Raw genomic sequence first — 17,343 nt, 5'->3', positions numbered from 1 at the left:
CCATGCAAGATTCCCCTTTAATTATTGGTTCACGTACTTTCCAATCTCGTTTATTGGTCGGAACGGGTAAGTATAAAGATCTCAATGAAACTGATTTAGCCATTCAAGCCAGTGGCGCTGAAATTGTCACAGTTGCAATTCGTCGTGTAAACATTGGTCAGCATGCCGATCAGCCGAATTTGCTTTCAGTGATTCCACCAGAAAAATACACGATTCTGCCGAATACAGCAGGTTGTTTTGATGCAGATAGCGCGATTCGTACCTGTATGCTGGCACGTGAACTGCTTGATGGTCACAATTTGGTGAAGCTAGAAGTGCTCGGTGATGAAAAAACTTTATACCCAAATGTCACTGCAACACTGAAAGCAGCGCAGACCCTGATTGATGATGGTTTTGAAATCATGGTCTACACCTCGGATGACCCAATTGTTGCCCAAGAACTTGAAAGTATGGGTTGTGTCGCAATCATGCCTTTGGGCAGTTTGATTGGTTCTGGTCTCGGTATTTTGAATCCACACACCATTTCAATCATCAAAGAGAACGCTAAGGTTCCTGTGTTGGTGGATGCAGGTGTGGGTACCGCCAGTGACGCTGCCATTGCAATGGAACTCGGTTGTGACGGCGTATTAATGAATACAGCAATTGCTGCTGCACAAAATCCAATTTTAATGGCTTCTGCCATGAAAAAAGCGGTTGAAGCAGGTCGTGAAGCATTTTTAGCGGGTCGTATGCCGCGTAAGCGTATGGCCAATGCCAGCTCGCCTGAGACAGGTTATTTCTTTAAGTAAGAAAAGAAAAAGCAAAGGGAGCTATTTGCTCCCTTTTTTAATCGCCAAAACACTCATTTCTTTCTAGCATTTTAATGTTATCTGCAATGAGCTTTTTATATCATTCACAATATATTTTGGTGCAAGGATAAACAAAAGCATTTCAGCCCAATAAGGCTCACTCTTAGCATACACTTCCATCGATAATTTTTTCATTAATTGGCAATAATCATGATAAGCAATGCGATGAGTTTTATAGTTCACAGGACCATCAAACAAATTAAAAATCGTATTAAGTTCATATTGAGTTATATCAGCATTCCTTCCGACCGGCTGAGGATAAAATTCCTTTAATGTTGAATATTTAAACAACAACCAGTTTAAAGAATAAATGACTCTGGAATCATAAACTGCATAAGCCTGATGATCCATAAATGATGCGACTTTTGATAAAGAAGAGATCACTGAAAAAGTAGTTCTTGTTAAAGCACCTTTTGTAAGTTCACTTTCAAATTTAAGCAATAACAGGTCATTTTTAGGATTTTGCTTAAAAGAACGTATACCTCCCCACTCTTGAATCAACCAGTACCGACCAGCTAAATCATCTGAATTCAATAAAGAATTGAAATTATGTTTTAAATAAATATTTTGCTCAAATACGGAGGCAAGATGTACAGGGATTGGTAATGGATTACTTTCTGGCAACTCCCATATAAAATATTTTTCTAACGGATGCTGTTTCGCTAGCTCTTTCAATGTTTGAATTAGCTGATCCATGATTCTCTCAATTCTAAATGTTTAATATTCGATTTAAATTTTGCTTCGCCCTTTGCTCAAAATTCTGTTGAAAATATTCGGTTTGATACAGTGATTCTGTCTGATAAAAATGCGCTAGAACTTCTTTTCTCTTAATCGCATAAACATCTGGATCTACCCAAGCATATTCCTGTTGAATCTGCTGCTCATACTCCGCAAAACGCTCTGGCGAAGCCGCTAGAATCGCTAAGTCAATATCCAGTAAAAACTGCAAATCCAACTCATTCGTCGATTCGTGCTTTTGCGTGGCAATAATCCACTGCTTTATCTTCTGAACAATATCAATTGATAAATCTTGAGCTAAATATTGCTCGAATAGCTCAGCACTTTTCAGCTCATTATCTTTTGCTTGGGGATCATAAATCGCATCATGAAACCAGAGCGCCAATGTAACAGCATGTGCATCATTTAAATCAGCTCGAATCGAATCAACTAGAACTAGACATTCATACAAATGTTGCAGAGTATGATAAGCCCGCTGCTTTTCACTGTAGGCAGCAATCAACTTATTAAAAACTTTCTGCGGTTCAGAAAAATGATAATGCTGATGCAGCTCAAACCATGATTTTTCTAATGAAGTTAAATATTGCGGCATTGCTTATCCTCATTGGATTTCTTTATTCAGCCACTTTGCCAATGATTCAGCATCTTTACGCTCTAGAAAAAGCTGATACAAGGTACAGGAACCAAACTCATGTTTTAGTTCCTGTTGGCGCATAGGATGATTACCAAATCGGAATCGTCGAGTACCGTCTCGATCAAGCGGCAATGCATACACCCCATAACTACGAGGTTCTGTCAAATGCCCTTTTATCTGGACTTGATCAGACGATATCGCGTGTTTTAATAAATGTTCTTTGGTTAACATCCCACCCTGCCCAAGGCAAACCTAAGCTGCGTGCTGTTCATCTCGCTTAAAGACCAATTCTTTATTCGATGAACTTTCAGCATCAAAGTAATACCCTTCACTATCAAATGCTTTTAATTGTTCTACTTGGCTTAATTTATTCTCAATCAAGTATCTTGCCATCAGACCACGCGCTTTTTTCGCATAAAAACTGATGACTTTATATTTTCCGTTCTTTTGATCCAAGAATACAGGCTTGATAATTTCTGCCTGAATTTTCTTTTCATTCACAGATTTATAATATTCGTCAGAGGCCAAATTTACCAACACTTTTGCATCAATTTCAGCTAAATCTTGGTTAATTTGATCTGTGATAATACTGCCCCAGAATTCATATAGATTATGGCCGCGGCTATTTTTTAGTTTAGTGCCCATTTCCAAACGGTACGGCATCATCAAATCCAATGGACGTAATAAACCATAAAGACCAGACAGCATACGTAAATGCTGTTGGGCAAAATCAATATCTTGGTCTTTTAAGTGATAAGCATCTAAACCCGTGTACACATCACCTTTAAATGCAAACAAAGCTTGACGTGCATTGGAAAAATCAAAATCTGCATTCCAGTCACGGAAACGCTCTACATTTAAATTGGCAATTTTTTCACTCACGGTCATCAACGATGCAATTTCTGTCGCAGAAAGCTTGCGACAAACATCAATCAATTGTTGTGATTGCGCCAACAAACGTGGCTGAGTATGTGTATCTGTAGGAAGTGCTGTGGTGTAATCGAGTGTTTTAGCAGGAGAAATTAAAGCAAGCATAATCAATCAGAATAAATTTATCTTGGTGAAACTATAACAGTTGATAATTTTTAATGCCAATTCGTGTTCTCGTTCAGTTTTATCGGTAAAATAGTGGATTCTTCCATTATCCATTGCGTATCTTATGTCTGAGCAATTATTCATCCAAGGTCCTGTTGGTCAAATCGAAATGTTTGTTGATCAACCCCAAGGTGAAATCACAGGTTTTGCTGTCGTCTGCCACCCACATCCTTTGCAAGGTGGTACTCCGCATCATAAAGTCCCTGTTTTACTGGCTCAGATTTTTAATGAAATGGGGTGTGTAGTGTACCGTCCTAGCTTCCGTGGTTTAGCTGGCAGTGAAGGTACTCACGACCAAGGGCATGGCGAAACTGATGATATTATGGCCGTGATTGAATATGCCCGTGCAAAACATGCAGGCTTAACCTTCTATGCAGGTGGTTTCAGTTTCGGCTCTCATGTACTCGCAAAATGCCAAGCGCAACTTAGCAATGAGTTACGTCCAAAGCAATTGGTATTATGTGGCTTACCTACAGGTTCTGTGGTGGATTTACGCCACTACACAACTCCTGCAATTGACGGCGATATCCTATTTGTACATGGTGAACAGGATGATATTACCCTGCTCTCAGATATGATCGCGTGGGCAAAACCACAAAAACATCCGATCACGATTTTACCAGGCGCCAATCATTTCTTTACTGGTTATCTAAAACAATTACGTCAAGTGATTGCTCGCTTTTTAAAACTGTAGACTTAACAACAAATTACTAAGAAAAATATACGTGTTTTGAATCCAATGTCTGTTATATCAATATAGATGTACAGACATCAGGTTCTTTAATAATGAAATTAAATAAAAAACAGGGACTTTTTTTAAAGCAAACCATTGAGCAATGGCAACAGCAAGGTACGATTACGCCTGATGTAGCCAATGAGCTAGAGCAGAGCTTTTCGATTCGGCCTTTTGATTGGGAACGACTGGCAAAATATTCATTTTGGATTTCCATGATTTGTGCTGTGATCGCGATTGCCGCTATTACTGCGGACAAGTTCTTGATGGAGCTGATTGAAAAACTCTTTATTGACTCCAAAATCATTCCTTGTCTGATTTTTGCTGCGGTTGCTGCAGCTTTTTATGGCTTTGCCTATCGTCGACGCAAGACCAAACCCTTACATCAATTTAGCAATGAAGCCATTATTTTTGCAGGCGTGCTGTCTACCGCAGCGTCTGTCGCCTATTTCGGCCAAGCGATTGATACAGGCAGTGGGCATTTCTCTTTATTATTCCTGCTCTCCACCATTATTTATGCAGCACTTGCCTTCTGGTTCCCCTCTAAACTGATTTGGGTGTTCTCACTGCTTTCGCTCGGTTCATGGTTTGGGACGGAAACTGGCTATATGTCGGGCTGGGGTGCTTATTATCTAGGGATGAACTTCCCTTTACGCTTTGTATTCTTTGGTGGCGCACTGATTGGATTGAGTCTTCTCTTTAAACGTTATGCACATTTTAAAGACTTTGCGCATTCAACTTATGTCATGGGCCTGCTGTATCTATTTATTGCCTTATGGATTCTCTCAATCTTTGGCAATTATGGTGACTTAGGGAGTTGGTATAGCGTCAAGCAATATGAGCTATTACATTGGGGCGTACTATTCGCGTTTATTGCCATCATCGCAATTGTCTATGGTTTAAAACATGATGATGCCACCTCACGAGGTTTTGGTATCACCTTCTTATTTATTAACCTCTACACCAAGTATTTTGAGTTCTTTTGGAATGGCATGCACAAAGCTATTTTCTTTATCTTGCTGGCTGCATCTTTCTGGTGGATTGGCCGACATGCTGAAAAACTCTGGAACTTAGAGTTTTTACCCAGCCAATCCCAAATAAAGAGAGATCATCCAGCTGAATGATTACTGAAAGTCACTCCAACTCAAGCCAAACCGAGCCAAATACTTTTTGACTCGGTCGCTGTCATTGGTGGTATTACGTTGCTGGCGTGAAGCTGCAAAAAGCTGACGTCCAGCATCAGCCATCGATTTGGCATTTTCACAGACTTGCAGGACGCCACGCAGTTGAATCTGATCAAACTCATCGATCTCGCTCAACTGGGTTTGATCTAAATATTTGAGGAGAATATCGATATCTTTAGATTGGTTTTCTGTGGTTTGAATCGACCACAGTTGCTTTAAACGCTGAATCTCTTTTTCCACCGTTTCTGAACGGATCAACTCACCACTGGATAATGTCGCCAGCCGTGTCACACTAGCAGTCAAATCACGAAAATTTCCCTGCCATGATGCTTCCTTCGACTTGGCAAATTTCAAATACACATCAAGTGCATCACGTTGAAAACGTAATTGTCGTTGATGGTTCGCCGCAAAACGTTGCAACTCGAACTCAATATTGGGGGCAATATCTTCGATTCGATCTTTAAGATTGGGTAAAAAGAAAGTCCATGTATTCAATCGTGCCCATAAGTCCTCACGGAAACGCCCTGCTTGCACTTCAGTTCTTAAATCTTTATTTGTCCCTGCGATCAATTGAAAATCGGCCTGAACCTCTTTATCACTTCCGACTGGAAAAAAGGATTTATCTTCAAGTGCCTTAAGCAACATCGCTTGCTCATCTAACCCAAGCTCGCCAATTTCATCCAAAAACAGAATCCCCTGATCAGCACTTTTTAATAAGCCTGCTCTTGAAGCCGCTGCCCCTGTAAAAGCCCCTTTGATATGCCCAAACAAACTCGACATGGCACTATCACCACGAAGCGTCGCACAGTTCACATCAATAAAACGCCCACTTAGATGAAACTTGTCTTTCTTTAATTGAAAAATTTGTTTGGCTAAATGCGATTTACCTACACCTGTCGCCCCCATAATCAAAATCGGCGCACTAGAGCGTGTCGCCACCAACTCAACCTCGGTAATCAGTTGATTAAATTCATCATTATAGGTTGAAATATTGGCTTTTAACTGTTGCCAGTTTTGTTGTTGCTCATCTTCAAAACGCTGCTTGAGGACATCATAGCGAGATAAATCCAGATCAATAATTCGATATTCACCTTCTGGCGTTTTCTGTTGATTTGGCGCACTTTGAATCAATTTGGCAGGTAAATAATTGGTATCGACCAGTAGATACCAACAGATTTGAGCAACGTGTGTACCTGTAGTGATATGCAAAAGATAGTTATTTTTTTCAGTATCAAAGGGATAACTTTTCACAAAGTCATATAGCGCACCATAAACCTCAGCAAAATCCCAAGGATCACGGATACTCACTCGCTGCCCCGATACTGTGGTCAATGGCGACACATCCTGAGCATCTTCAGCAATAAATTTGACTAGATTATGATGTTGTCGATCATGTAATAGCACCAATTCATCTACAATCAGATCTTCATGCATCAGAAGGCTCAAGGTCGGACGCCAGCGTTGCCAACGGTCAGGACGCTTTCCTTGATCCAAGGTAGAACCCACAAAACCAATTACAACAGTTTTTTTTGCATTCGCCATAATTTCTATAATATTTTATATATGTCTATTATATACAATACGCAATTCGATGAAAAATTCCAACAATATGCTTCATTTTACTTTTTTAGGCACATCTTCTGGTGTACCCACGCCCACACGCAACGTTTCTGCTCTAGCAATCCGCAATAGCAAGAATAAAGACTGGATACTGGTTGATGCAGGTGAAGGTACACAGCATCGCATTCAACAGGCCAAACTTTCATTACAAAGCTTAGTTGCCATCTGCATCACCCACGTACATGGTGATCATTGTTATGGATTGGTCGGCTTATTGGCCAGTGCAGGTATGAATGCCCGTACTGCAGCCTTAACCATTATCGCGCCCAAAGAAATTCAACAATGGATTGAAGTTACAGCACAATTAACAGATTTACATTTGCCCTATCCACTCAACTTTATCGATGTGAATGAAGCAACTCAGATACTACAGTTAACCGATGAACTCTCGATTCAAGCTCATCCACTGAGTCACCGTGTACCCAGTTTTGCATTTAGTGTTATTGCGCAATACACTCAAAAGAAATTAGATACACACGCCTTAATTCAACTCGGCGTAGCAAAAGGCAAAGTTTGGGGGGATTTACAGCAAGGCTTAGACGTCCAATTTAATGAGCAAACCTTAAACGCGGTTGATTTTATTCAAATCCAAACGCAACGTGCACATGCAATTGTCGGTGGAGATAATGATCGTCCTGAATTATTGGCACAAGCTTGCCAAGATGCCCAGCTCTTGATTCATGAAAGCACCTACACCCAAGCCATTTTAGATAAAGTGGGTTCAGGCCCCATGCATAGTTCGGCAAAGATGGTTGCAGAATTTGCTCAACAACAAGGTCTAAGCAATCTGATCCTGACACACTTTAGCCCACGCCATCAAGACAGTGCTGGACAGCAAGTGATTGCGGAAGAAGTTAGAAATTTCTATAAAGGCAACTTCTACTTGGCTCATGATTTTGATCAATTTAGCTTAGACGAGACAGGTCGGCTTTTAAAAATCGATAAATCTTAATAGATCCTCTGGTATATGATCTATCAATAAAATCTCAGGATAGATTCAATATCTTTCTAAATACTTTTATATCTATTTAGATATATTTTACATATTAAAATCCACTAACTTTTTCCAATAAAAAAATATTAATTATTTTATTTTCAATAATTATCAATACCTTATAAAAACTTAAAATAAAAACAAGAATGTTGGCACACTCTCTGCAATAACACATCCAAGAGACAACAACTTGAATTTTATAGAGGATGAGTCATGGTAAACCAGACAATTTTTGCCTCTCAGGCAACTAAAAAACAATTGATCAGTAATGAAGCTGGCGGTCGTGCATTTCAATTAAATCACCGTCAAGCCTTAGCTCAGCTTGCTGCAACAGGCACGTTGAATCATACCTTTTATCAAACCGCACAAATGCAATTGGATCAAGTATTGGTACTAACACAAGATATTGATGCAGAATTTATTGCTAAAACGGCAGTTTACACTCGCCAAAATAACCACATGAAAGACATGCCAGTTTTACTATTGGCAATTTTATCACAACGCGATCAAAGCTTATTTAAAGCAGTATTTCCATTGGTGATTGATAATGGCAAACAGTTGCGTAATTTTGTACAAATCATGCGTTCAGGGGTAATACAACGCAAATCTTTGGGCAGCTTGCCAAAGAAAATGATCAATCAATGGTTGATCAATGCCAATGAAAATCAATTGTTGGCAGCCAATATTGGCAATCAGCCTTCTTTAGCAGATGTATTAAAAATGACTCATCCAAAACCTAAAGATGCAACTCAGGAGGCGTTCTTTGCTTATGTGCTCGGTAAAAAATACGAGCTTGAGCAGTTGCCTGCCAAAGTTCAAGCCTTAGAAAAATTCCGTCAAGGTTTAAGCCATGATGTTCCCGACTTGCCAATGCAACTTCTCACCAATTTACAACTTTCAGCACAGCAATGGGCTGAGATTGCTAAAAATGGAGGTTGGCAGATGTTAAGAATGAACTTGAATACTTTTGCTCGTCATGGTGTATTTCAAATCGAAGGCATGGATGAAATCATTGCAAATAAATTACAAGATCAGGATATGATTCGCAAAAGCCGAGTTTTGCCCTATCAATTAATGACAACTTGGTCGGCATTGGATGATGCGGTCCCTCAAGTTGTACGGCAATCTTTGGAACAGGTGATGCAAGCCGCTTTGCAAAATGTGCCTCGCCTCACTGGTCGCGTGGTTGTTGCGATTGATGTCTCAGGTTCAATGGCAAGCCCCGTGACAGGCTATCGTAAAGGCGCAACATCAACTTTACGTTGTGTCGATGTGGCATCGTTATTTGCTTGTGCGTTAAAGCAAGTAAATCCTGACATTCAAATTATGCCGTTTGATACCCAACTTCATTCATTGAATATTGCGGAAAATGAATCTGATCAAGCAAGCTTATTTGGTCGATTAAAACAGGTTTTTACAGGTGGTAAAACAGGCTCAATTTTTGAAGTCGCCAAACAATTTGCTGCGCTTGGTGGCGGTGGAACGGATTGTAGCATTCCATTAAATCGACTCAATCGAGATCAGACACCTGTCGATTTGATGATTTATTTTTCAGACAATGAGTCTTGGGCTGACCAGTTACGCACACGCCATAAAACAGGCATGTTGTATGAATGGGATATTTTAAAACAACGCTGTCCAGAAGCAAAATTGGTCTGTGTAGATTTACAGCCATATACGCACACTCAAGTACCTGAACGTACTGATGTGATGAATATTGGTGGTTTTAGTGACCATGTATTTACGCTGATTGATTTATTTTCGCAGGGTAAAATGCACGCTGATCACTGGATCAATGAAATTGAACAAAGCAAATTACCGACTTGATTCGTCAAGTCTGTAAATAGGGTAAATGCTTTAGGAACTACATCTTTCCAATGCTTTTGTTTCTAAATTCAATTTGTTACCCTATAATAAAAATTGCACAAATGCAGATGGAACTACATCACTATCCTTCCAAGATAGCTCAGTGAAAGCTGGCTCGATGTTTCATCATTATTGTTGTGCAAGGAATGGTTGTAATAAATGCCGATGGAACTACATCTTGTAGATAAAACGTTTCATTACACCTTGTTATTACAGCCAACCAGTAAAATGCAAATAGGACTACATTTGTTGAGGGTTCAAGTCCCTTCAAATTGATGAAAATTAGTTTGTAGCTCAATTGGATAGAGCCATGTATAAAAGGTCTTATCATTTTTGTTTACTGGTCTATGCAAAATGCAGTCAGGACTACAATAAGGGGTTCACCGTTAGCAATAACTTGATGGTTCGAGTCCATCTTGATCGACCTCGATCAATGGCGGAAAGGGAAACGCAGTGGAAGAGTTGTCTTGGCGATTAATTGTTTGCATATTTTTTTGTGGTACGGCATAAAATGCTTTTAGGACTACATCCTACCCCATAAATGTGAGTAACCACTCTCACCTGCATCTACAGTGTATGCAGTCGTCTAAATTAAGGCATATGATTTAAGTCTTAGATAATTTTGTTTATGTCGCTTCATCACAAATGCCAATGGGACTACATGATGAATGCGAAAGCATAGAGTTCAAATCTCTAATCCTTTTTAAGGAAAGTCTCATTATTTTTGTTGTGATGATCATCTTTAATCTCAATCAAATGCGATAAGCACTACATAGCAAAATCGTGCGTAGTTGTATATCTATTTTCATAGATAAGGCAGCTAAGGAAAAAGTGTTTATCCTCCTTGTTGATTGAGATTCACCCTCTTTATGGAATATCAGGCGAAAAGAAATCAAATATTCTTCGTAATAGGCGAAATGGTAAAGTAATAATTCGATACACCACTTCAATAGAAGTATCAATCAAATCGAACCAATCCCAAACATCATTTCGACGATGATACCCCTCTCGTTTCGGTTTCACCCAATAAGCAAATAAAAAACAAACTAAACTTAGTGCGAGAAGCATAAGAGTAAAATCTTGCAACAAGAACTGCACAAGACAAAATACCCCTGCAACAAATAAAATAATCGTGAGTAGATAACGAAAAAGGTCCATAGGACTTGGCAATTTATTTCTATTTTGCTAGGGTTATAACATGTCTTTATACAAAGACATACTTACATCCAGATTAAACAACAGATTTTCATCTGAAAAATATCAAACAGCTCCCCATCCATTTGCTAAAGCAGCGATATAAAACACCCATGAGAAAAGACAAAGCTTGATATCAAATAGAAATCAGGATTTCTCTCTTCGACCCTGTACTCAACAATGCCTTATAATTTAAAATTGCAAGCGAGCTAAAATTTGCTTGGAAAAGCAAATATATGACAACCAAAAAATATCTTTTAAGATATTTCCATATCTAATTAAATACAAACTCCAAGCAGAAAGAAAACCAACACATCTCAATTAAATACAATTAAAATAATATTTTTATTAATTATCAATACCTTAAAATAATTTATAGTTGATTTTTAAAAAGTTGGCACAGTCACTGCAATAGTATAAGCACACAATATCATTGGGATCTTGTGAATATCACCTGCCTGCAAACGCTTGGCAGGCAGGCTTTGAAAGGAAAATTAAAATGTCTGTCGTTGAACAAATCAACCAACAAGCTCAATTTGAACAAGAACAGCAACAACGTGCTTATCAAGTTTTAAAAAATGAAACGAGTATGCCAGTAAAAATGTGGACCAATGGTGTGCTTGTTGACGACAACTCAAAACAACAATTGCTGCAAACTGCCCAAATGCCGTTTATTTATAAATGGATGGCAGTAATGCCAGACGTTCACTTTGGCTTAGGTGCAACCATCGGAAGCGTGATTCCAACTAAAGGTGCAATCATTCCTGCTGCGGTCGGTGTCGATATTGGGTGTGGAATGATGGCGACTCGTACCAGCTTAACCGCTTCTGATTTACCTGATAACCTATATGCTTTACGTACTGAGCTTGAGCGCTTGATTCCACACGGAATGACCAAACGTGGACGAGATAAAGGTTCTTGGGAAACACCACCTGAAATGGTAGATCAAGCTTGGGCTGATTTAGTTGCAGATTTTGAGTTAATCTGTGCGAAGCACCCTCGCCTAAAAAACACCAACAACCGCAAGCACTTGGGAACTTTAGGAACAGGAAATCACTTTGTAGAAATCTGTTTAGATGAACATGACCATATTTGGATTATGTTGCACTCAGGTTCTCGCGGTGTGGGTAATGCCATCGGTAATCATTTTATCGAACTGGCGCGCAAAGATATGCAAAAGCACTTTATTAATTTACCCAATAAAGATTTGGCTTATTTAGTCGAAGGAACTGAACATTTTGATGATTACTGGTTTGCTGTAGGTTGGGCACAACGCTTTGCCATGAAAAACCGTGAAATCATGATGCAGTCTGCAATTAAAGCCTTAGCAACGATTATTCCGAAACCGTTCCAAGCCCGATTAGAAGCCGTGAATTGCCACCATAATTATGTGGAAAAGGAAGAACATTACGGCGAAGAAGTGATGGTGACTCGTAAAGGTGCTGTTCGTGCACGTTTGGGGGAATATGGAATTATCCCAGGGTCAATGGGTGCCAAGTCCTTTATTGTTCGCGGGCTTGGAAATCAGGAATCGTTCTGTTCATGTTCGCATGGCGCAGGACGCGTAATGAGCCGCGCTGAAGCAAAACGACGTTTTACCTTGGAAGATCAGATTGCGCAGACTGAAGGTGTGGAATGCCGTAAAGATGCTGCTGTAATCGATGAAATTCCATCGGCCTATAAACCGATTGAAGATGTGATGAAAGCGCAACAGGATTTGGTTGAAGTGGTGTATACATTAAGACAAGTGGTTTGTGTTAAGGGTTAAATATGATCCATGAGGTTGAGGAAAATAAAATGACTACTCTAACTGATTTAAAAAATTTAATTACAGAGGCTTATCAACTATTTTCCTCATATTTAATGGGGGATCAATTCGAGGTTTGTCATGGTACTTGCTGCTTACAAACCGCTGATGGTGAATTATTAAAACGTCTACCAGTGGCACAGCTTAATTGCCGATTGATTTATGAATATCTTGATGCTGCTGAAAGTATGGATAAATTTGCATTAGCACAACAAATTAAACATTTGCTACCTAAAATATTGGAATTACTGATTCAAGGCGAAAACCTTAGTCATAGCACAGAAATTATTTTAAACAAATGTTATTTTAATTTAGAGAACGCTTGGAAAACGAAAGAAATCCAATTTATGCAGAAATTTGCTTTGGCTTTCTTCCAATATAAAGCAATATATTTCGATGAAAATTATAGCTTAGATGAATACATTACTATGTTTCATCTAGCCGGCTTAGATATTCAACCATTACTTGATGAGTGGGTTCTTTTATTAACTCACTATTCAGCATTAATCAATTTAGCAAATATGCTCAATTATTGGTTCTACAAAGGTATCTACAACAATAGTTTTGCGGATCACAAGCTAAAACAAATCATGTATGTTTGGATTAAAAATTCAGAGCATCAAAATATCATATTAGATCAATTTCTATATGCACTTGAACAGAATAGTTTAACTCCACAGCAAATAGAAACAATCAATTCCGCCTCTTATCATCTTTATTAAAGAGAAATGGAAATAAAGGTAAATAAAATGAAACTCGCAGAAGCACTTTTACTGCGAAGCGATCAACAAAAAAAGCTCGCTTCATTAAAACAACGGATCAACGCCAATGTATTGGTACAAGATGGCGATGAACCCAGTGAAGATCCAAATGAACTGATCAAACAGGTATTTGCTTTAACCCAAGAAAGTAATCAGTTGATTTGTCGTATTCATTTGACCAATGCACAGGCCAAGTTGGAGGATGGCAAAGTTCTGCTGTCCCTATTAAGCTTGCGTGATAGTTATGCTGAACAGCATAAGATTCTGGTTGATGCGATTGCCAATACCCATCGTGAACCGGATCGATATAGCTCACGTGAGATTAAATGGCAAAAAGTTATCCCTGTTTCTAGTTTGCAAAAACAAGCCGATGATATCAGCGCGAAACTTCGCGATTTAAATATCAAAATTCAGGCTGCCAATTGGCAGATTGATTTAGTCGAATAGACAACAGATTTTGTGAATTTAGTTCACAATCACAGTTTGGACATACTGGGCGAGTACAAGATCCTGCGTTACTCCGATCTGAGGGATTGAAAATAATTCAGGCGGCTATGGCAGCATGTGAGCCGTGCATCAATCTTCACTGATTAGGCTCAGCACCATGTACCTAGCAAACCTTTGCCAAAAGCAAAGTCACGCGTTACTTCGCATTACCATGTACTGACAGTATGTTCATTAAATTAGAAAATAAGGAAAATAGACGTGAATAAAGCTTTGGCAAATATGCCAGTAACTATCCAGATTGATGGTTCACAAGGTGAAGGGGGTGGACAAATTTTAAGAACCGCCATTGCCCTTTCGATGATTACAGGTCAAGCATTTGAATTAATCAACATTCGTGCTGGGCGGAAAAAACCTGGCTTAATGCGCCAGCATTTAGTCTGTGTACAGGCATCTCAACAGATTAGCCAAGCGTATGTAGAAGGTGATGAACTCCATAGCCAGCGTTTGTACTTTGCACCGCAACATGTACAAAGTGGAAAATACCAATTCCAGATTGGTTCGGCAGGAAGCACAACTCTGGTTTTGCAAACCCTGTTACCTGCTTTGTTATTGCAAAATGAAACCAGTGATCTCACGATTTCTGGGGGTACTCATAATCCACTTGCACCAACGGCAGATTTTATCGAGCATTGCTTTTTACCAGTATTAGAAAAACTTGGAATAGAGGTCGAGTTTAAGTTAAATAAAGCAGGTTTCTTTCCGATTGGTGCAGGTGAAATTCAAATCAAGATTCAACCGTGGCAACATCGAAATAAGCTAAGCTTATTAGATCGTGGCGCTTTGCAAACGACAAAGGCTTTTGCGGCAGTACTCAACCTTTCCGAAGAAGCACAAATCGCACAACGCGAATTAGCAACTTTAAATAAAAGACTAAAACTGGATACACAGCAGCAATTCCATTTAAGTGGGATCAGTCAGGGCAATACGGTGTATGTCAAAGTTGAACATCAGCAGCACATTCAGCTATTCACGGCTTTAGGTGAAATGCGTAAAAGTGCAGAACAAATTGCCAATCATTTGGCGGAACAGGTAAAGCAATATCTGGAATCTAATGCTGCAGTCGATGAATATTTAGCGGATCAGTTGTTATTACCTTTGGCATTGGGACAAGGGGGCGAATTTACCGCACAATGTATTAGTGAACACACCCGTACTCAGGCCACGATGATTGAAAAATTTATTGATTGCAAAATTGAATTTATCGAGTTGGATAAAACGCTATTTCAGGTCAAAGTAAACGTAGAATAGTGAATATTAAATATGAAAGAACATACTCAAATAAGCAAATTTTTAAGCCTGATATTAAGACATAAGCCTGAACAAATTGGACTTCAGCTTGATCAAGAAGGTTGGGCAAAAATTGCTGAGCTCATTGAAGCTGCGCAACAACACGACGCTCGTCTAGATGAAGCATTACTCCATATAATCGTCGAACAAAATGATAAAAAACGCTTCCAAATCTCAGACGATGATTTGATGATCAGAGCTGTTCAAGGCCACTCAACACATACCGTACAACGGCAAATGATTGCGCTTGAGCCACCACAATATTTATTTCATGGCACAGCGAGTCGATTTATAGATTCAATTCAGACGCAAGGCCTAATCGCAGGACAGCGCCATTATGTACATCTAAGTGAAAATAAAGAAACGGCCTTGAATGTAGGCCAACGCTACGGTAAGCCTGTACTCTTCTTAATTAACACACCGCAAATGTATAAAGATGGCTTTGAGTTTTATCAAGCAGAAAATGGTGTTTGGCTAACAATACATGTACCAACACAATATTTATCGTTGATTGATCAGACCAAGACAGGATCATTGGTCTGATCTGATTCTAAGATTCAGTTAACGCACACTTTCCAAAGCTGTCACCAATAACTTCCAGCATTTCTCTACCGTGTCGACTTTAACTCTTTCACCGGGTGCATGTGCGCCCTGAATATCAGGGCCAAATGACACCATCTGCAAATCAGGATAATGCTCTGCAATAATGCCGCACTCTAAACCAGCATGAATCACTTTCAAGTTCGGCTCAATTCCAAATGCAGATTGATACGCTTGTTGTAAGCATTTCAATGCAGCTGAATCTGGATTTGGTGTCCAACCTGAGACCAACGGTGTTAATTCAGATTGAATCTGGAAATTGGCAAAGTGCTGTTGAATGTTATGTGCAAATGTCACTGCTTCTTGGTTGACCATCGAACGAACCATAATCAAAGTTTTGGTTTCGTCTTTCGTCAGTTTGACCACACCAATATTATTCGAAGTCTCAACCACATCAGCTAAAGCACGGCTCCACTGTGCAATGCCGTATGGACACGTTGCCAATGCCTGCAACCAAGCTTGTTGCTGCTGCAATGTCATAACTTCATTTATCGGGTTGACATTTTGCTGTACGCTGATCTGTAGCTGATCATCAACGCCCTGTAGCTTTTGTTGCCATTCAACCTGTGTTGCTGCGACGGCTTTTTCTAGACCAGTCAATTGATCTATTTTAATTGCAATGGTTGCCACAGCTTCACGTGGGATGGCATTACGTGCCGATCCACCGACAAATTCAACCAGTCGACCATTGGATGGTGCCAAATAATCATTCAGGAAATTGGCTAAAATCACATTGGCATTACCACGACCTAAATGAATATCAACCCCTGAATGGCCGCCTTTTAGACCTGACACCAGCACATCTACATAAATTAAATTAGCATGTGCTTTTTCATATTCAATTGGCTGCCCTGCTTCTAGGTCAATACTCCCAGCACAGCCAAGATACAACTCGCCCCATTCTTCGGTATCAATATTAAAAAGCCACTGTCCTGTTAAAACACCTGACTCAAGTAAACGAGCACCACTCATTCCTGCTTCTTCATCAATGGTTAGCAGAACTTCAATCGGTCCGTGGGCGATATCGCTAGATTCTAATACAGCAAGTGCCAGCGCAACTCCAATGCCATTGTCTGCACCTAGTGTGGTATTTTCAGCAATCAGCCAGCCGTTTTTTAATACAGGTTGAATGGGATCTTTAAAGAAATCATGTTGCGTACCACGATTTGCCTGAGTCACCATATCTAAGTGCCCTTGCAAAATCACACCTGCAACGTGCTCTTTACCTGCTGTAGCAGCTTTTCGAATAATTAAATTACCAATGTCATCGACATAAGTTTCTAGGTTGCGCTGTTCCGCCCAATCTTTTAAATGTTGTCTTAGTTGTTGTTCATGCTTGGATGGTCGAGGAATCGTACATAAGGTCTCAAAATGTTGCCAAACTGCTTGGGGTGATAATTTAGAAAAATCGACCTGTATCATGCACCTATACTCTCAAATAAAGCGTTTAAATCAATATACACCATACAACTCAA

Annotated in this window: 17 protein-coding genes; 10 read left to right on the top strand and 7 right to left on the bottom strand. The window is 39.5% G+C overall.

The features are described 5' to 3' along the window. The first annotated feature begins 2 nt into the window (after positions 1-2). On the top strand, positions 3-788 hold the full coding sequence (locus WA352_RS04195) for a thiazole synthase (protein WP_004639328.1): 786 nt from the start codon (positions 3-5) through the stop codon (positions 786-788). A 63-nt stretch (positions 789-851) separates the two neighbouring features. On the opposite strand, the gene WA352_RS04190 is transcribed toward WA352_RS04195, so the two are convergent. From WA352_RS04190 to yaaA, 4 genes are read right to left on the bottom strand one after another with little or no spacing between them, the layout of a single operon-like run. Then, positions 852-1,544, bottom strand: coding sequence for a hypothetical protein (locus WA352_RS04190; RefSeq protein ID WP_004806588.1), 693 nt, complete (start codon positions 1,542-1,544; stop codon positions 852-854). A 13-nt stretch (positions 1,545-1,557) separates the two neighbouring features. Next, the gene (locus WA352_RS04185) at positions 1,558-2,178 is read right to left on the bottom strand and encodes an HD domain-containing protein (protein WP_033132929.1); all 621 of its coding nucleotides are present in this window, start codon (positions 2,176-2,178) and stop codon (positions 1,558-1,560) included. Positions 2,179-2,187: 9 nt separating this feature from the next. Then, positions 2,188-2,451, bottom strand: a complete 264-nt coding sequence (locus WA352_RS04180) for a hypothetical protein (protein ID WP_004806584.1) — start codon at positions 2,449-2,451, stop codon at positions 2,188-2,190. Positions 2,452-2,472: 21 nt separating this feature from the next. Beyond that, positions 2,473-3,255 carry a peroxide stress protein YaaA gene (gene yaaA, locus WA352_RS04175; protein WP_005204244.1) on the bottom strand — a complete coding sequence of 261 codons (783 nt, stop codon included), beginning with the start codon at positions 3,253-3,255 and terminating at the stop codon, positions 2,473-2,475. A 124-nt stretch (positions 3,256-3,379) separates the two neighbouring features. Here yaaA and WA352_RS04170 point away from each other — a divergent pair, with 124 nt between their 5' ends. Then, complete coding sequence (locus WA352_RS04170) at positions 3,380-4,009, top strand: alpha/beta hydrolase (RefSeq protein ID WP_033132930.1); 630 nt, start codon at positions 3,380-3,382, stop codon at positions 4,007-4,009. A gap of 92 nt (positions 4,010-4,101) precedes the next feature. Beyond that, the gene (locus WA352_RS04165) at positions 4,102-5,172 is read left to right on the top strand and encodes a DUF2157 domain-containing protein (RefSeq protein ID WP_033132931.1); all 1,071 of its coding nucleotides are present in this window, start codon (positions 4,102-4,104) and stop codon (positions 5,170-5,172) included. Here the strand turns inward: WA352_RS04165 and rtcR are convergent, their stop codons facing one another. Continuing rightward, on the bottom strand, positions 5,173-6,774 hold the full coding sequence (gene rtcR, locus WA352_RS04160; protein WP_033132932.1) for an RNA repair transcriptional activator RtcR: 1,602 nt from the start codon (positions 6,772-6,774) through the stop codon (positions 5,173-5,175). 67 nt (positions 6,775-6,841) lie between these two features. Between rtcR and WA352_RS04155 the strand changes: the two genes are divergently transcribed. Together WA352_RS04155 and WA352_RS04150 are read left to right on the top strand one after the other, a co-directional pair. Then, positions 6,842-7,804: a ribonuclease Z gene (locus WA352_RS04155; RefSeq protein ID WP_033132933.1), complete on the top strand. Its 963-nt coding sequence runs from the start codon at positions 6,842-6,844 to the stop codon at positions 7,802-7,804. Between the two features lie 255 nt (positions 7,805-8,059). Continuing rightward, the gene (locus WA352_RS04150; RefSeq protein ID WP_033132934.1) at positions 8,060-9,673 is read left to right on the top strand and encodes a TROVE domain-containing protein; all 1,614 of its coding nucleotides are present in this window, start codon (positions 8,060-8,062) and stop codon (positions 9,671-9,673) included. 906 nt (positions 9,674-10,579) lie between these two features. On the opposite strand, the gene WA352_RS04145 is transcribed toward WA352_RS04150, so the two are convergent. Further along, the gene (locus WA352_RS04145) at positions 10,580-10,870 is read right to left on the bottom strand and encodes a hypothetical protein (protein WP_005313381.1); all 291 of its coding nucleotides are present in this window, start codon (positions 10,868-10,870) and stop codon (positions 10,580-10,582) included. Positions 10,871-11,405: 535 nt separating this feature from the next. Between WA352_RS04145 and WA352_RS04140 the strand changes: the two genes are divergently transcribed. The 5 genes from WA352_RS04140 (at position 11,406) to WA352_RS04120 (ending at position 15,811) form a co-directional block, all read left to right on the top strand. Next, on the top strand, positions 11,406-12,674 hold the full coding sequence (locus tag WA352_RS04140) for an RtcB family protein (RefSeq protein WP_033132935.1): 1,269 nt from the start codon (positions 11,406-11,408) through the stop codon (positions 12,672-12,674). 29 nt (positions 12,675-12,703) lie between these two features. Next, positions 12,704-13,435: a hypothetical protein gene (locus WA352_RS04135; RefSeq protein WP_225761706.1), complete on the top strand. Its 732-nt coding sequence runs from the start codon at positions 12,704-12,706 to the stop codon at positions 13,433-13,435. A gap of 27 nt (positions 13,436-13,462) precedes the next feature. Next, entirely contained in the window at positions 13,463-13,921 is a 459-nt protein-coding gene (locus tag WA352_RS04130; RefSeq protein ID WP_033132936.1) for a DIP1984 family protein, read from the top strand. Positions 13,922-14,179: 258 nt separating this feature from the next. Beyond that, on the top strand, positions 14,180-15,229 hold the full coding sequence (gene rtcA / locus WA352_RS04125) for an RNA 3'-terminal phosphate cyclase (protein ID WP_033132937.1): 1,050 nt from the start codon (positions 14,180-14,182) through the stop codon (positions 15,227-15,229). Positions 15,230-15,241: 12 nt separating this feature from the next. After that, on the top strand, positions 15,242-15,811 hold the full coding sequence (locus WA352_RS04120; protein ID WP_033132938.1) for an RNA 2'-phosphotransferase: 570 nt from the start codon (positions 15,242-15,244) through the stop codon (positions 15,809-15,811). An 18-nt stretch (positions 15,812-15,829) separates the two neighbouring features. On the opposite strand, the gene WA352_RS04115 is transcribed toward WA352_RS04120, so the two are convergent. Next, positions 15,830-17,290: an aminoacyl-histidine dipeptidase gene (locus WA352_RS04115; RefSeq protein ID WP_033132939.1), complete on the bottom strand. Its 1,461-nt coding sequence runs from the start codon at positions 17,288-17,290 to the stop codon at positions 15,830-15,832. Positions 17,291-17,343 lie beyond the last annotated feature (53 nt).

The sequence above is a fragment of the Acinetobacter sp. 102 genome (genome assembly GCF_037028485.1).
GTDB classification, from domain to species: domain Bacteria; phylum Pseudomonadota; class Gammaproteobacteria; order Pseudomonadales; family Moraxellaceae; genus Acinetobacter; species Acinetobacter higginsii.
The sequence above is the reverse complement of the archived record's forward strand: the minus strand, read 5'-3'. Positions and strand labels throughout refer to the sequence as shown.

Bases quoted from the DNA above. Each gene is read 5' to 3' on its own strand.
- WA352_RS04195 (WP_004639328.1), top strand. From the start codon at position 3: ATGCAAGATTCCCCTTTAATTATTGGTTCACGTACTTTCCAATCTCGT.
- WA352_RS04190 (WP_004806588.1), bottom strand. From the start codon at position 1,544: ATGGATCAGCTAATTCAAACATTGAAAGAGCTAGCGAAACAGCATCCG.
- WA352_RS04185 (WP_033132929.1), bottom strand. From the start codon at position 2,178: ATGCCGCAATATTTAACTTCATTAGAAAAATCATGGTTTGAGCTGCAT.
- WA352_RS04180 (WP_004806584.1), bottom strand. From the start codon at position 2,451: ATGTTAACCAAAGAACATTTATTAAAACACGCGATATCGTCTGATCAA.
- yaaA (WP_005204244.1), bottom strand. From the start codon at position 3,255: ATGCTTGCTTTAATTTCTCCTGCTAAAACACTCGATTACACCACAGCA.
- WA352_RS04170 (WP_033132930.1), top strand. From the start codon at position 3,380: ATGTCTGAGCAATTATTCATCCAAGGTCCTGTTGGTCAAATCGAAATG.
- WA352_RS04165 (WP_033132931.1), top strand. From the start codon at position 4,102: ATGAAATTAAATAAAAAACAGGGACTTTTTTTAAAGCAAACCATTGAG.
- rtcR (WP_033132932.1), bottom strand. From the start codon at position 6,774: ATGGCGAATGCAAAAAAAACTGTTGTAATTGGTTTTGTGGGTTCTACC.
- WA352_RS04155 (WP_033132933.1), top strand. From the start codon at position 6,842: ATGCTTCATTTTACTTTTTTAGGCACATCTTCTGGTGTACCCACGCCC.
- WA352_RS04150 (WP_033132934.1), top strand. From the start codon at position 8,060: ATGGTAAACCAGACAATTTTTGCCTCTCAGGCAACTAAAAAACAATTG.
- WA352_RS04145 (WP_005313381.1), bottom strand. From the start codon at position 10,870: ATGGACCTTTTTCGTTATCTACTCACGATTATTTTATTTGTTGCAGGG.
- WA352_RS04140 (WP_033132935.1), top strand. From the start codon at position 11,406: ATGTCTGTCGTTGAACAAATCAACCAACAAGCTCAATTTGAACAAGAA.
- WA352_RS04135 (WP_225761706.1), top strand. From the start codon at position 12,704: ATGACTACTCTAACTGATTTAAAAAATTTAATTACAGAGGCTTATCAA.
- WA352_RS04130 (WP_033132936.1), top strand. From the start codon at position 13,463: ATGAAACTCGCAGAAGCACTTTTACTGCGAAGCGATCAACAAAAAAAG.
- WA352_RS04120 (WP_033132938.1), top strand. From the start codon at position 15,242: ATGAAAGAACATACTCAAATAAGCAAATTTTTAAGCCTGATATTAAGA.
- WA352_RS04115 (WP_033132939.1), bottom strand. From the start codon at position 17,290: ATGATACAGGTCGATTTTTCTAAATTATCACCCCAAGCAGTTTGGCAA.